9 protein-coding genes are annotated in these 13,175 nt (G+C 70.3%); 4 read left to right on the top strand and 5 right to left on the bottom strand.

The annotated features are described in order from the left end of the window. Nucleotides 1-91: 91 nt before the first annotated feature. From ACIOGX_RS12330 to ACIOGX_RS12340, 3 genes are all read right to left on the bottom strand, one after another. The gene (locus tag ACIOGX_RS12330; RefSeq protein ID WP_401912500.1) at nt 92-2,347 is read right to left on the bottom strand and encodes an alpha/beta hydrolase family protein; all 2,256 of its coding nucleotides are present in this window, start codon (nt 2,345-2,347) and stop codon (nt 92-94) included. Next, complete coding sequence (locus tag ACIOGX_RS12335; RefSeq protein WP_401912503.1) at nt 2,344-3,852, bottom strand: MFS transporter; 1,509 nt, start codon at nt 3,850-3,852, stop codon at nt 2,344-2,346. Before ACIOGX_RS12335 ends, ACIOGX_RS12330 begins: the two co-directional genes overlap by 4 nt. 897 nt (nt 3,853-4,749) lie before the next feature. Continuing rightward, nucleotides 4,750-5,250, bottom strand: coding sequence for a hypothetical protein (locus tag ACIOGX_RS12340; protein ID WP_401912506.1), 501 nt, complete (start codon nt 5,248-5,250; stop codon nt 4,750-4,752). Nucleotides 5,251-5,531: 281 nt separating this feature from the next. Here ACIOGX_RS12340 and ACIOGX_RS12345 point away from each other — a divergent pair, with 281 nt between their 5' ends. From ACIOGX_RS12345 to ACIOGX_RS12360, 4 genes are all read left to right on the top strand, one after another. Further along, a complete protein-coding gene (locus ACIOGX_RS12345; RefSeq protein WP_401912509.1) occupies nt 5,532-6,422 on the top strand; it encodes a nucleic acid/nucleotide deaminase domain-containing protein in 891 nt (296 codons plus the stop codon). Further along, the gene (locus ACIOGX_RS12350) at nt 6,419-8,404 is read left to right on the top strand and encodes a hypothetical protein (RefSeq protein ID WP_401912511.1); all 1,986 of its coding nucleotides are present in this window, start codon (nt 6,419-6,421) and stop codon (nt 8,402-8,404) included. Before ACIOGX_RS12345 ends, ACIOGX_RS12350 begins: the two co-directional genes overlap by 4 nt. A 120-nt stretch (nt 8,405-8,524) precedes the next feature. Then, the gene (locus ACIOGX_RS12355; protein ID WP_401912514.1) at nt 8,525-10,087 is read left to right on the top strand and encodes a nucleic acid/nucleotide deaminase domain-containing protein; all 1,563 of its coding nucleotides are present in this window, start codon (nt 8,525-8,527) and stop codon (nt 10,085-10,087) included. Between the two features lie 24 nt (nt 10,088-10,111). Continuing rightward, nucleotides 10,112-10,678, top strand: coding sequence for an SUKH-4 family immunity protein (locus ACIOGX_RS12360; RefSeq protein ID WP_401912517.1), 567 nt, complete (start codon nt 10,112-10,114; stop codon nt 10,676-10,678). 371 nt (nt 10,679-11,049) lie between these two features. Here the strand turns inward: ACIOGX_RS12360 and ACIOGX_RS12365 are convergent, their stop codons facing one another. Both ACIOGX_RS12365 and ACIOGX_RS12370 read right to left on the bottom strand, forming a co-directional pair. After that, nucleotides 11,050-11,946 (bottom strand): LysR family transcriptional regulator, encoded by an 897-nt coding sequence (locus ACIOGX_RS12365; protein WP_401912520.1) that lies wholly within the window; start codon nt 11,944-11,946, stop codon nt 11,050-11,052. A gap of 189 nt (nt 11,947-12,135) precedes the next feature. Further along, nucleotides 12,136-13,002: an NAD-dependent epimerase/dehydratase family protein gene (locus ACIOGX_RS12370; protein WP_356517684.1), complete on the bottom strand. Its 867-nt coding sequence runs from the start codon at nt 13,000-13,002 to the stop codon at nt 12,136-12,138. Nucleotides 13,003-13,175 lie beyond the last annotated feature (173 nt).

The following is a 13,175-nucleotide window of genomic DNA, read 5'->3' on the forward strand; positions in this document are numbered from 1 at the left end:
GCGCGGATCAGATCAGTCCTCTTCCGCGTCTTCCGCGTTGCGGAACGGGATGGTGACCGTGACGCCGACGCTCGGCTTCCGGTTCTCCTCGTCACCCTCGAGCGGGTCGTTGTGGATGATGTCCTTCTGCATGGGTGGTTCTCCTCTCGGTGTGTTCGGTGGTACCTGTCCCGGCCGCCGCCGTCGTGCGGACGCGGCCGGAATCCCCCCTCCGGTCGGCGGGGGGCGTCTTGGGGTCGCGATGCGGGCCGTACGCGCCGTCCGTGCCGCGCGCGCCCTGCGTACCGCGTCCGTCCTGTGTGCCGCGCTTGTCCTGCGCGCCGCGTCCGTCCTGTGTGCCGCGCCCGTCCCGCGTGCCGCGCAGCTCGCGGTCGAGGAAGACCACGGCGCGGCGCAGTACGGCGACGTGGTCGCCGCCCTCGTAGCCGTCGTGCCCGCTGTCGAGCCACATCGACTCGTGGCGGGCTCCGGCGGCGCGGAGCGCGGCGAGATAGCCGCGTACCTGGCCGGGCGGGCACTTGGCGTCCCGGGTGGCGGCAACGACCAGCAGCGGCGCCCGGACGTGCGAGGCGTACTGGATCGGCGAGCTGCGGGCGTACGCCTCGGGCACATCGTCGGGCGTGCCTCCGTACAGGCGCTCGTCCAGGGCGCGCAGCGCGGAGGTGGTGGTGCGGTAGGCGGCGACGCCGTCGGCGACGGGCTTGACGGCGACGCCCGCCTGCCACAGCCCGGGACGCGTGCCGAGGGCCAGCAGGGCGAGGTAGCCGCCCCACGAGGTGCCCCACAGTCCGACGGCGTCGGGGCGCACCAGCCCGCGGCCGATCAGATCGGCGCGGACCGCCACCAGGTCCTCGACCTGGGTGAGCCCCACGCCCGACCCGAAGGCCCGGCGCCAGCGCGGACCGTAGCCGGTGGAGCCGCGGTAGTTGACGCGCGCGACGGCGAAGCCCGAGGCGACGAGCGAGTGCACCACACCGTCGTAGGCGTCGCGGTCGTGGTCGGCGGGACCGCCGTGCACGAGGAAGACGACGGGCGGCGGCGCGCTCCGGCCCTCGGGGGCCTGGCCCTCGGGGAGTCCGTGGCCCTCGGGGGCCTGGCTCGCCGGGAGACCGTGGCCCTCGGGGGCCTGGCTCGCCGGGAGACCGTGGCCTTCCGGGAGACCGTGGCCCTCCGGGAGGCTGAGCCACGTGTGCACGGGGCCGTCCGGGGTCGGCGTCCACAGATCGCGGTGGTCGCCCGGTACGCGCCCCGGCACGGTGCCGAGGGCCGGCAGCGCGGTACCGGCGGTGGAGTGCATACGCGGCGGATGGGCCGTGTCCGTCCACAGGTAGTGCACCTCACCACCGGCGCGCGGCGCCGCGTCCAGCAGGCTGCCGGGCGGCGTCGGCACGGGCGTGAGGGTGCCGGTGTCCAGACGGGCCCGGTGCAGGGTGCTGCGGCCATGGCGGTCCTCCCGGATCAGGACGGTGCGCCCCGCGCAGCCCTCCCCGCCCGGACGCCTGTCGCCACCGGGATCCCCATCGACGCCCGGATCCCCGCCTGGATCCCCATCTCCGCCCGGATCCGCGTCCCCGTCCTCGTGATCCTCGTGGTCCGCGTGATCCTCGTGACCTTCGTGCGGATACCAGCGGGCGGTGATCTCACTGTCGAACGCGCACCACGGGTACGTACGGATCCCGGTCTCCGGACGCCAACTGGCCAGCAGATAGCGGTCGTCGTCCTCGCGTACCAGCAGCAGCTCGTCGCGTTCCGCGGTGGGCGCGAAGCCGAGCGACCAGAGCCTGCCGTGCTCCCCGGCGCCGGAGAGCACGGCGCGCGGTGTGCCGTCCGCCGCCAGGACGGTCACGGCGTGCGCGGAACCGGCGGGTCCGCTGATCGCCAGCAGGCCGGCCGAGACGGTGATCCCGGACAGCGTGGCGTGCCGGTCGACGCGCGTCACCTCGCGTGCGGAACCGCCGCGCGGGCCCAGGTGGACGGTGGTCGTACGGCCGTCCCCCAGCCCCATGGCGACGGTCCCGTCGTCGCTCACGGCCAGGCCACGCGGGGTCCCCGGGGGCACGCCGGTCAGCCCGGGGAGGTCGGGTCCGCCCCGGAAGGGCTGGAACCGCCAGCGGCCCACGCCGTGCGCGTCCTCGTCGAACCACCACACGTTCGCGTCCCGGTCGATCGTTCCGTGCAGCGTGCCGCGCGGCCGATCGGTGACCTGGCGGGCGCGGCCGGTCGCGGCGTCCCAGGCGAACACCTCGCACCGGCCGTCCGCGTCGGCGGTGAACGCCATGAGCGCGGGATCGGCGGCGCAGACCTCGGGCAGGGCGGCGAGGTAGACCTGATAGCGGGAGCCGGTCACGCGCCTCGCCCCCTCTCCGGTAAGCCCTTCGTCAGGACGCGTGTGGCCCCGAAGGTCGTGTACAGAGCGAGCAAGACCAGTAGCCCGGCGCACGCCAGCGCGGGTACGGCGGCCCCCGCGTGAGCCGTCAGCAGCCCGGACAGCGCGGGCGCCATGGCGGCGGCGCCGCCCGCGGCGGTGGCGAGCACGGAGCCCGCGCGGGCCTGGAGTTCGGGCGGGGTCCCCTGGATGGCGCGTGCCTGGAGGATCACGGTGGCGAGCGGCATGATCAGGCAGAACCCGCCGAACAGCGCTCCGTACGTCCACGGTCCCCCGGCCGTCGCGAGCGCGGCGGCGAGCGGGACCATGAGCCACGACACCACCACGACCGCCCGTGCGGGGCTGAGCCCGCGCACGAGCCGGGGCGCGGCGAGCGAACCGGCGAGTCCCGCGGCGCCGGACAGCGCCAGGACCAGACCCATGGGTGTGCCGCCGTGGCCGCTCTCCTGCAAGGTGAAGACGGCGTCGTAGTAGAGCGCGGCCAGTACGCCGTTGACGGTGGTGGTCCACACAAGTACCAGGCGCAGCAGGGGCGTTGCCCGGACGAGCCGGAGTCCGGCGGTGGCCTCGGCGGCCAGCGCGGACCAGGTGCCGCGCACGGAGCGACGCGCGGGCGGCGCGGGCCGCGCGGCCGGGTCCGCGCCATCGGCCGGGTCGGCCCGGTCCGCAGGACCTGCGCTGTCAGCCCGACCAGCCGGGTCCGCGGGGTCCGTACGGCCCGCACCATCCGCCCGGTCAGCAGGACCCGCACCATCCGCCCGGCCAGTCCGGTCCGCCCGGTCCGCCCGGTCCGCCCGCAGGTCCGAGCGCATGGCCCGGACGCACACGGCCGTGACGACGTACGAGACGGCGTCCAGCACGAAGGGCAGCGCGCGCGAGGCCTGGTACAGCATGCCGCCCAGGGCGGGTCCGGCGACCAGGGCGCCCCGGTCACCCGCCTCCAGCCCGGCCACCACGCGTGGGAGGTTCCCGGGCGTGGAGATCAGGGCCACCGTGCCGCGGGCCGCCGCCTCGTAGCAGGCGGTGGCGGTACGTTCCACGAGCACCGCGGCGAGCAGATGGAGCAGCGACGGCCGTCCTTCCGCCACGGCCAGGGCCACGGCCACGGAGCCCATCGCGAGCGCCGAGACCACCGCCGACCAGAACATCACCCGCTTTCGCGCGCCCCGGTCGGCGGGTACGGCGACCAGCGGGCCGAGTACCAGCCCGGTCGCCGTGGACACCCCCGCGACCAGCCCCACCACCGCCGGCGAGTAGCCGAGCCCGAGAAGCAACAGCGGCAGGACGACGCCGGACGCCTGGCTGCCGAGGGAGTCGGCGGCGTTCGCACACCAGAAGAGCCGGATGTCGCGGGTGGCGTGCGAGGTGCGCTCGGCGTGCGCGGCGTCGTTGATCGGGACCGGAGGGACCGGAGATTCCGGAGCCTCGACGCGCGAGGCCCCCGTTTCGGGAAGAGAAGATCCCACGCGCAGCCCTCCCCGTTTCCGCCGTCGTCAGACCCGAAATCACTTACGAGATCGCATGCGAAGTAGCGCCGCATCCAGCAAAGATGCGGAGAAAACGTGCAGGAATTGAAACGCTCGGGAGCTTAACCAGGCGTCGTCGCGGAGGACAAGGACGCCGGAACGAGGGCGGTTTCGTTTTCGCACGGACGCCACGGGGCGCGCCGGGGCCTCCGTACAGCAGCATCGGGGCGGTCGGTTCTTACCGCGCCCGCCGCCCGCGATCACCGCGTCAGGGGTGGCGGATTCGGGTCACGACGGCGCGGCACCCGGGATTCCCGATTCGCTTTGGCATTCGCGGCGCCGGGTGCGCCGTCCGGGCGAGCGAAGACCCCCTGGAGATCGTCCAGATCGCCGCCGATGGACCGGACATAAGCCGGAATTCACCACTCCGCGCGAGGCAGGCCATCTGAACAGCGCGGGGAACGGAGCGGAACGCCGCCATCCGTACGCACCGCACCCGCGCCGCGACGCTCCGCGACGGCCGCCGTACACAGCCGTGCACCACCGTCACACCGGCCACCGACGGTGCACGGAGGCTTCCCGGTGGTAAACGCGGCCCCCGCCGCCCACGCGCCGTACACCGCGCGCCTCGACGGAGGAAAGGGGCCCGGCGGAAGCGCGCGGGCCCGCGCGATATCCGGAATCCCACTCCCCGGATATCGCCCGGCCGACGGTGCCGGCTCAACTTATTGGCCGGAAACGTACAGGAGACAAGCGAAAAGAAGACAGGCGGAAAAGGAAATCCGGAGCACGGCGCACGGCGCACGATGTCGTCGCCGCAGGACGCCCGCTTCCCCGACACACCCCCGCCCGGTGGCACCGCCCGCCCCACTGAACGGACCGAGCACAGCGCACAGTTCAGCGCCGGGCCGCATGCCGGCCGTAGTGCCCGGCCAGCGCGTGAAACGCCCGCTTCGGCTCCCAGCGCCAGGCCGACGCGGGGTCGTCGGGCCGTTCCCGGACCGTCTTCACGACGCTGTAGCTCGCCATGTCGAGGTCGTCCTCCTGCGCCGCGCCGTACGTCATCGGGCCGCCGGAGACGGACCTGCCGACCGCCGCGGACCGCGCGATGAACGAGCTGAGCCTGCGTGTCATCCGCACCGGGTCGAACGTGCCGTTGAGGAGGTTCTCGATACGTTCCATGACGTCGGCGCCAGGCACGATGCCCGGCACGTACAGCACGAACTCGCAGCCGACACTGAGATGAACGCGGGCGCCCTGGCGCCGCCGCAGGCGCCGCGCCGCCCCGCCCTCCACCCAGGCCGCCCCGGCGGCCGGCAGCACCCCCGCGGCCACCACGCCCCCGACCCCCGCGACCCCGGCCAGAAACCTCCCCCGGCTGATCCCCTCGCCGCGCATCGTGCCTCCCCAGGTATCCCTACGCCCGTACAGCGCCCACGAACGCGGCGCTCCGCGTCCCCACCCCACCCTGCCGAGCCACGACACCCCAGGGAGTCGGCCGATGGTCTACGCCACGGAGCCCCGGGTATGACGCCCGCGCGGCCGGGTGCGACTTTGGTCGGTGGCCCGGTCCGGCCAGGCACGCATCTTGAATGTTTGGCTTACCGGCGCCTGTGGCGTGGGCGATAGGTTGGTGACCTGCCGCGTGCCACCGTCAATGTCTGGGAGCGTACGAGCCCGTGAACGAGCCGATCGATCCTGTGAACCCCGTCGTCGACCACTTCGGGGTGGACGGACTGCGCCAGTTCACGGCCGTCTCGCTCGCCGGTGTCGTGCTACCCGACGAGGCGGCGCGCGCGGAACTCGTGGAGATCGGTGTGCCGGTCGCCGTCGGACCGTACTTCCGGGTGGCTTCCCCCGGTGACGCCGTGGAGCTCGGCGGATACGCGCTGCACCATGACAAGCCTGCGCCCCCCGTCCAGTTGCAGCGCTGGCTGCGGCTGGGTGACGACAAGGGGGCGGAGTTGTGCGTACGTCCCGACGGTGCCGTTCAGGCGGTCGTACTGTCGGAGGTGATCCCGGACATGTACGTCAGTTCCTCCGTGGCTCTCCTGAACCGTTCGCTTCTCGCCCTCGACCGCGCCCTTCCTCGCATCGCCACCTCCGACGGCATGGAACACGCGGCGGCCGTCTTCGCCGAGCTGAACAGGGAATTGAGGACACTGGACCCGGCGGCCTTCGTCGAACGCGAGAACTGGTGGCCGCGTGTACTGGACGATGTCCGGCACACGCTCAACTTCCCCTTCCACGCGGCCTTCGAGTTCCGTACGGACAGCGGCCGGGAGGAGATCGTCACCGACGCGACGGGCCCCGGGCGCGCACATCCGGAGGAGCGGATCTGGCAACGGCTCTCGTCCTCCGGCGTGCCTCCCGAGCAGGTGACGCGGGTCTACTGCGAGTTGGAGCCGTGTCTGATGCCGGGACATTACTGCGCGGTGTGGCTGCGTGCGGTCCTGCCCCACGCGGAGTTCACCCACAGCTTCGATTACGGGGAGACTGCGGAGTCGCGCGAGGCGGGTTTCAAGGAGCTGATCGTCGAAGCCGCCCGGCAGGCGCGGGAGGGGCAGTGAGCACAGGAGGGGCGTCGAGCGGAGGCGGCCCGCCGCCGGGCGGTCCGAACGAAGACGGCATACGGCTGCGCAAGCCGGGCGCGGGGCGCGAGCCCGCGGCAAGCGCGCTCATCAGCTGGCTGACGGACCCCGACGCCCCACGACTCTGCGCGCTCACGGGTCCGGCGGGCGCGGGCAAGTCGCATCTCCTGGCATGGCTGGTGGAGCATGGGGGCAGCCGTACCGAGCGGAGCGGCCAGGGACGCCAGGTCCATGCCGTGGCGCCGTTGGCGGAACGCGGCCTGCGGGGAACGGCGTGGATGCTCGCCGACGACCTGGGTATCACGGCGAGGTCACCGGAGGAACTGATCGCCGCGGTGGCCGCCGACACCCGTCGCACGGTGCTCGTCCTTCCGGAACTGCACGGCGCGTATGCCCCCCTGGACATCGTCGAGCGCCTGCTGCTGCCACTGCTGACCGTGCCCCATGTATGGATGATGGTCGAGTCGCGTAGCGGCGCGCCGTGTACGGATGTACTGCTCGGCTCGGTCGCGTTCCGCGCGGTACTCGATCTGGCGGACACGCGTTGGACGGATCGTGACGGGTTCGGGCGATGGGCGGCCTCGGCCACCCCCGTCACCGACGACACGGGCGTGGCGGCTGAGGCGCGCGACACCGCGGACCTCTGCGAATCCGCTGACACGGTCGACCGTTTCCCCTCGCCGGGGAGCGTTCTGGGGTGGCTGCCGAGTCCACCCGCCGGCCCCTCACTGCCGTCCTTCGACATCGACACTCTCATCACGGCCGATCCGCACCATGTGACAGCGTGGCTTGAAGAGGCGGAGCGGGCCGGAGAGTTCATGGGCGAACTGGGGCGCGCGTGGCTGCGTGCCGGACAATCCTTGTGCCGCCCGCAGGACCCAGCCTCGCGTGCACTCGTCCTGCTCGCGTCATTGGGCGACGTCGCTCCGGTTCAACGCGTCGCCAACACCGATCCGCGAAGCGCGGCTGTACGGAGGCGCCTCGCCGAGGCGGCGGCACCATGTCCGTGGCGTGTTGTGTGGTCAGGCACGCGAGACGACAACGGTCCGGGCTGGCCCGGACCGGTCGCGGCGCTGTCCCTGGGCACGGCTCAGCACGCCGGCCGGGTCCTGCTGACCGGCCACATGGGAGATGTCCGTATCTACGACGCCGACGACTGGAGCCCACGAACCCGGCTCTCCACTGTCGAGCCGCGTCATCTGACCGCGGTGTTCGGCCTGCCGGACGGGACCGTGGCCGTCCTTGACGAGTGGGGACGGACCCATGTCGCGGGCGAGATCCCGTCTCCTGGCGGCACTGGCAGCGGTCTGCGCGGGCTGATCGACGCGTCGACGGACGAATGGGGTCCGCTACGGGAAGCCGTATTGGCGTTCCCCGGTGAGGTACCGGGAGGGGCACGGCTGACCGCCGCGTGTGCGGTACCCGGCGGCGTGGTATTCGGAGACGAGCACGGTCGCGCACACGCGATAGTGCGTGAGGCCACGGACTCCGGTCCCGGCCCGCACCCGAGCTCGGCGAAACCGCTCCAGCGTCTGACCCAGCCGCTGCACGAAGGTCCGGTCACGGCGTTGGCAGGCATACGCATCGCCACGAGCTCTCCGTCGGACGCGGAATCGGGCTGGTCCGCAGAAGGCCCGATTCTTGTCTACTCGGGCGGCATCGACGGCCACGTCAGACTGTGGGGCGTAGGAGCCGCCCCCCTGAGCACGCCCGTTCACGTCCGACCCCATTCCGTCACAGCTCTCGCCGCATCGACCGGCGAGGACGGCCGGTCAAGCGCCGTCGTCGCGGTGGCCTGGGCGGACGGTCTCATCGTGCATGAGTCGCTCGGCACGGACGCGGGCGACCACGCCGGACTGCGGCGGCTCCGTCCGGGGCCACCTGTTCGTGCCCTGTGCTGTGTCGGCGACTGTCTGGTGATCGGCACGGACGAGATGATCGTGGCACTGTCGACGGCCTGATTCCCGACTTTCACAACGCCCTCTCAGCAACCCTACCCAGCAAGGCAGTTGAGTCTCAGTCATATCCAGGTACGCTCGATCGAGTGATCCATTTATCACGCGTTCGAGACGGGGGTCTGAATGAGCGTGACGCTGCCGGACGATCTGCGCGATGTCCTTGAGCTGGTGGGCATCGACTGGCCGGATCTGGACGAGGATGAACTGCGCGACACGGCGCGCGAGTACCGCGAGTTCTCGCAGGAGTTGCTCGATACCGTCCGCGACGCCAACAAAGCGTGCAGCAATATCACCGCCGGCAAGAGCAAAGGCGTCGCGGTGGATGCCTTCACGACGCGCTGGGGCAAGGTCTCCGGCCAGGACATGAAAAACCTCGCGTCAGCGGTCGACATACTCGCCGACGCGATGGATACGGGCGCCGGCTATGTCAGCACCTGCAAGTACGTCATCATCGCCGACCTCACAGCCGCTGCCGCGACCATCACCGGCAGTGTGATTGCCGCCTTCTTCACAGGGGGTCTCACCGCGCTGATCGGCGCGGCTGCCGCCGCCGCGCTCAAGCTGGCTGTCAGAGAGGCTATCGATCTCCTCGTCCAGCAGCTCGTCGATCTCGCGGTCGAGAAGATCGAAGCACAAGTGCTGTCCAAGCTGGAGGGGCTGTTCGACGACGAAGTCGGCTCTGGGGGGCGCGACACCGAGGGCAAGTTGCTCCCCAAGGGCTCCGACGCCATGGGACAGGACCTGTGGATCGAGTTCGCCGAGTTCGCCGATGCGATCGATCAACTCGGCAAAGAACACGGCCGGTTCAAGGACAAGAAGTCGAAGTTCGACGGAAAGCGAGAGAAGCGGAGTCTCGTCTCGAAGAAGGACGACCGTTTCGCGAAATTCGGCACGGCCATCGACAAGGCAGAGGAAAAGGTCGAGTCGACAACGGTCAAAATGTCGAAGGAGCTGGAGAAGAATGTCACCGGCCTCGACAAGACGAAGCGGAGCAACGACAGTACCGACAAGGACATCAAAGACCGTATCGGCCCGTGCGACTACAAAAAGCTGCGACGTGAAGACGATGTTCCCATGTATCTGCTCGCCAAGGATGGCAGCGTGCAGGAACTCACCTCCAGCGGAAAATTGAAGCCGGTCGACGCCGCGGACGATTCCGGCATTCAAGGATTGCTTCAGCCGAACGGAAAGGCGTGGCGCCCGAGCGCGAAAGTCGAGAGAGACCAGACGAAGATCACGCAGAAGCATCCGGGAAAGGTGACCTCAACCAAAGTCAACGCCTACAACGACCGTCTGGGACACGCCACCCAGCTCGCCCGGAAGGCGCGGGACGACTACAGAACAAGCAACAACTACGCCTCCGGCTACTATGTCGACCCCAGCACGGGAAAGCGTTTGATCCTCGTGGGCTATAGCCAGCAGGGTCTCCATTCGGAACGGTCGATCGGGTACCCTCTGATGAACAAAGGAAAGGAAGCCGGATTACAAACAGTATTCACGGAACGGGCTCCCTGCCAAAAGGGGACCAATTGCGAACGCTGGTTGGACAAATATTTCGCGTCGAAGAATCCCTCGCTGAACGTGCTCCATTCCGCCGATTACGACTCGTCCGTCACTGACGGCAAGGTGCGGAACGGATCACACTCCGACTACATAGCGGGGTTGAAGAAAAATCATGGCAAGTAGCGGCCCGAGCAGGGGACAGGAATAATGAGCAGCGAATCCATCGGCGCGGGCGACGTGATTGCGGCATTCGGTCTGGAGGGCGTCGTGCTCTTCCCGTATGCGGAGACGGAGCCCTCACCGTTGTCTGTTCGGGCGTCGTCGTTTCTGAGTCGCGTCGGGGTCCCGAACGACTACTTCTTCATCTCCAGAGGCGGTCCCGAGGAGGACGGGGAGGCGGCCGAGGAGTCCGTGTACGTCGGCTCGTGGGCTGCCGACGAGGATCTCGGTTTCGACGTTCCGGAGGAATGCAGGTCATGGTTGATCGTGGGGCACTTCCCCTGCGCGGCCGCGGCATTGAATCCCGCGGATGATCACATCTACTCCTTCTCCTACGACGGTGACGGCAAGCCCATCCTGATCCATCGTGACCTTGAGTCGCTCGTTCGATCCCTCATCACACTCAAGCGATTCTGCGAGGAGCGGGAGGAGAACGAGGACCTGTCACCAGAGGAATTGCGTACAAGGGTCGATTCCTTCGACCGGCTCCCCTTCTCCGAAGAGGCATCGGAGTGGAACCGCATGTACGAGGAGATCGTGGACGGAATCTTTTGACGAGAGCAGGGGCCGAGGGCATGACGGCGACGCTCGATCTCTGGCGGCAGGCGCTCGGGAAGGTGCCGGAGGAGTGGGGCGATCTGATGTCGCTCAGCGATGCCTCTGCCTTCACGGCAATCGGCTGACAGAGCTTCCCGTGTCGCTGGGGCGGCTCACCGCGTCGCGTTATCCCAACATCGGCGAGAACCGCCTCACCCGTCTCCCGGACACCATCGGCGACCTGTCTGCTCCGGCGGAAACGCGCGCCCTGGATCCACGCTGGAACGACATCGGGCCCCGGCCCCGGCTGCTCGACGTGTTGGCGCGGCGTGGGTGTGTCGTCTTGAGGTGAGCGGCTGCGGCCCGCGGACGGACGCCGATCCCACCTGTCACTGGCGGTGTCCCGTGGCGTCGTGCTCCGCGGCGATGGCGGCGAATTCGTGGATCAGCGGGCTGCGTCGGCTGCTCTCCCAGGCCAGGCAGACCTGGCTGGGGGCGATGTCGGAGATCTCGACGTGGGTGACGTCGGGGCGCGTGTAGTACGTCGCGGTCGACAGGGGCAGGATGACCACACCGCGTCCGGCCGCGACGTTCTCCAGCTTCTCCTCGACCGTCATGGTCGGCGGTGGTGTGGTCCGCCGGTCCGCGGGGGCCTCGGTCGAGAGTTCCGTGGCGATGTCGCGCCACTCGGGTACGGCGTCCGGATCCTGCAACAGGTGCTCGTCCGCGAGGTCGTTGACGCTCAGGACGCCCTTGTGCGCGTAGGGATGGTCCGCGGGAAGCACCGCCACCCGGGGTTCCGTCAGCAGGTTCCGCGTGCGCAGGCGGTGCCGGTCCAGGGGCATTCGTACGTAGCCGACGTCGACCCGCCCGTCGTGGATCACCTCGGCCTGATCGCCCCAGCCGGTCCTGACCACCTCGACCGCGAGGTCGGGATAGCGGCGGGAGAGTTCCCGTACGGCACCGGTGACGATCAGTCCGGGCATGAACCCGATGGCGAACGTCTCCGTCCCGCCTGCCGCGCGGGCCAGGCGTCGGCGGGTGGCCTCCGCCGCCGCCAGCAGCGGCACCGCGTCGGAGAGGAGTTGCCGGCCGGCGGAGGTCAGCTCGGTGGCCCGCTTGTCGCGGGCGAAGAGCTGGACCTTCAGTTCGCTCTCCAGCGCCTTGATCTGCCGGGAGAGCACCGGCTGTGCGATGTGCAGCCTCTCGGCGGCCCGTCCGAAGTGCAGCTCTTCGGCCACCGCGACGAAGTACCGCAGCTTGCGGAGATCGAGATCGAGGGCCACGGGCTGCTCCTTCCACGTCGCGTCGGCCGCTCCGTCATCCGAGCGTAGCCAGCGGTGCGCGACGGTGCTCGGGGCGGCCGGCGGCTCGCGGCTTTCGGCTTTCGGCTGGCGGCTTTGGCGGGCGGCGGGCGTAGGCGGTGGTCCGGGCGGCGGCGCGTGCTCAGGCCGGCGGGCGCACGCCCGGTTCCGTCAGGAGCCGGACAGCTCCGTCAGCGCATCCAGCCGTACGGGCTTCCAGCCCAGCTCCCGGCGCGCGCGGGCGCCCGTGAGCCGCTGGTCCAGCGCGAAAGCCTCGGCGACCGGCCCCATCTCCTCCGTCGCCTCGTCGATGGTCAGATGCCGGATCGCGCCCGGCCGCCCGATGGACCGGCTGACCGCCTCGGAGACCTGGAGCGTGGTGGGGGTCTGGTCGCTGACGCCCGCGTAGACGGATCCGGCGGGGGCCGCCAGCGCCAGCACGTACAGCTCGGCGAGGTCCTCGACATGCACCAGCGACCAGTGGTTGGACCCGTCCCCCACGCACGGGACAGCGCCCTTCTCCCGCCCGGGAGCCGCGTAGAACATCTCGATCAGCCCGCCCGACCGGCCGTACACCAGCCCCGGCATCACCACCACGGGCCGCTCGCCCGTGGCCGCTCGCGCGAGAACGCGCTTCTCGTTGTCCAAGCGCCACGCCGTCAGCCTCGGCGGCTTCAGCGGTGCGTCCTCGTCGACGATCCCGTCGGTGTCGCCGTACACCCACACCCCACCGGTGTGCACGTACGGGCGGGGCCCGGCGCCGTCCTGCATCGCCTCGGCGGCTACGCGGTCGACCTCGGCGGAATCCGGACCGGCGTGCTGGCCCAGGTGCAGAACACCGTCCGCCGCCCGCGCCGCCTCACGGAGTACGGACACGTCGGTCAGCCCGCCACGGACCGCGCTCGCGCCCAGACCGGTCACGACCCGCTCGGAGGCATCGCTGCGGACGAGCGCCGCGACCTCGTTTCCCCGCCGGACCAACGCCTCGATCGTCGCCCGGCCGATGTAGCCGGACCCTCCCGTCACGAAGACCTTCATGATCGCTCCCTTCCCGGCTGGTGAACCACGGTGGTGAACCTTCTCCGTGGTGAATTCGGCACTACCGACTCTGCTCGCGAAGGGGGCCGACAGTCCAAGACCTGGCGCGCCGTCTGTCATACCCGACGGGTATCAGGCCAGGTCAGGCCGCACCGACGCCTTCGGCCGACCGG

Origin of the sequence: Streptomyces sp. NPDC088147, assembly GCF_044741565.1 — a bacterium.
Lineage (GTDB): Bacteria > Actinomycetota > Actinomycetes > Streptomycetales > Streptomycetaceae > Streptomyces.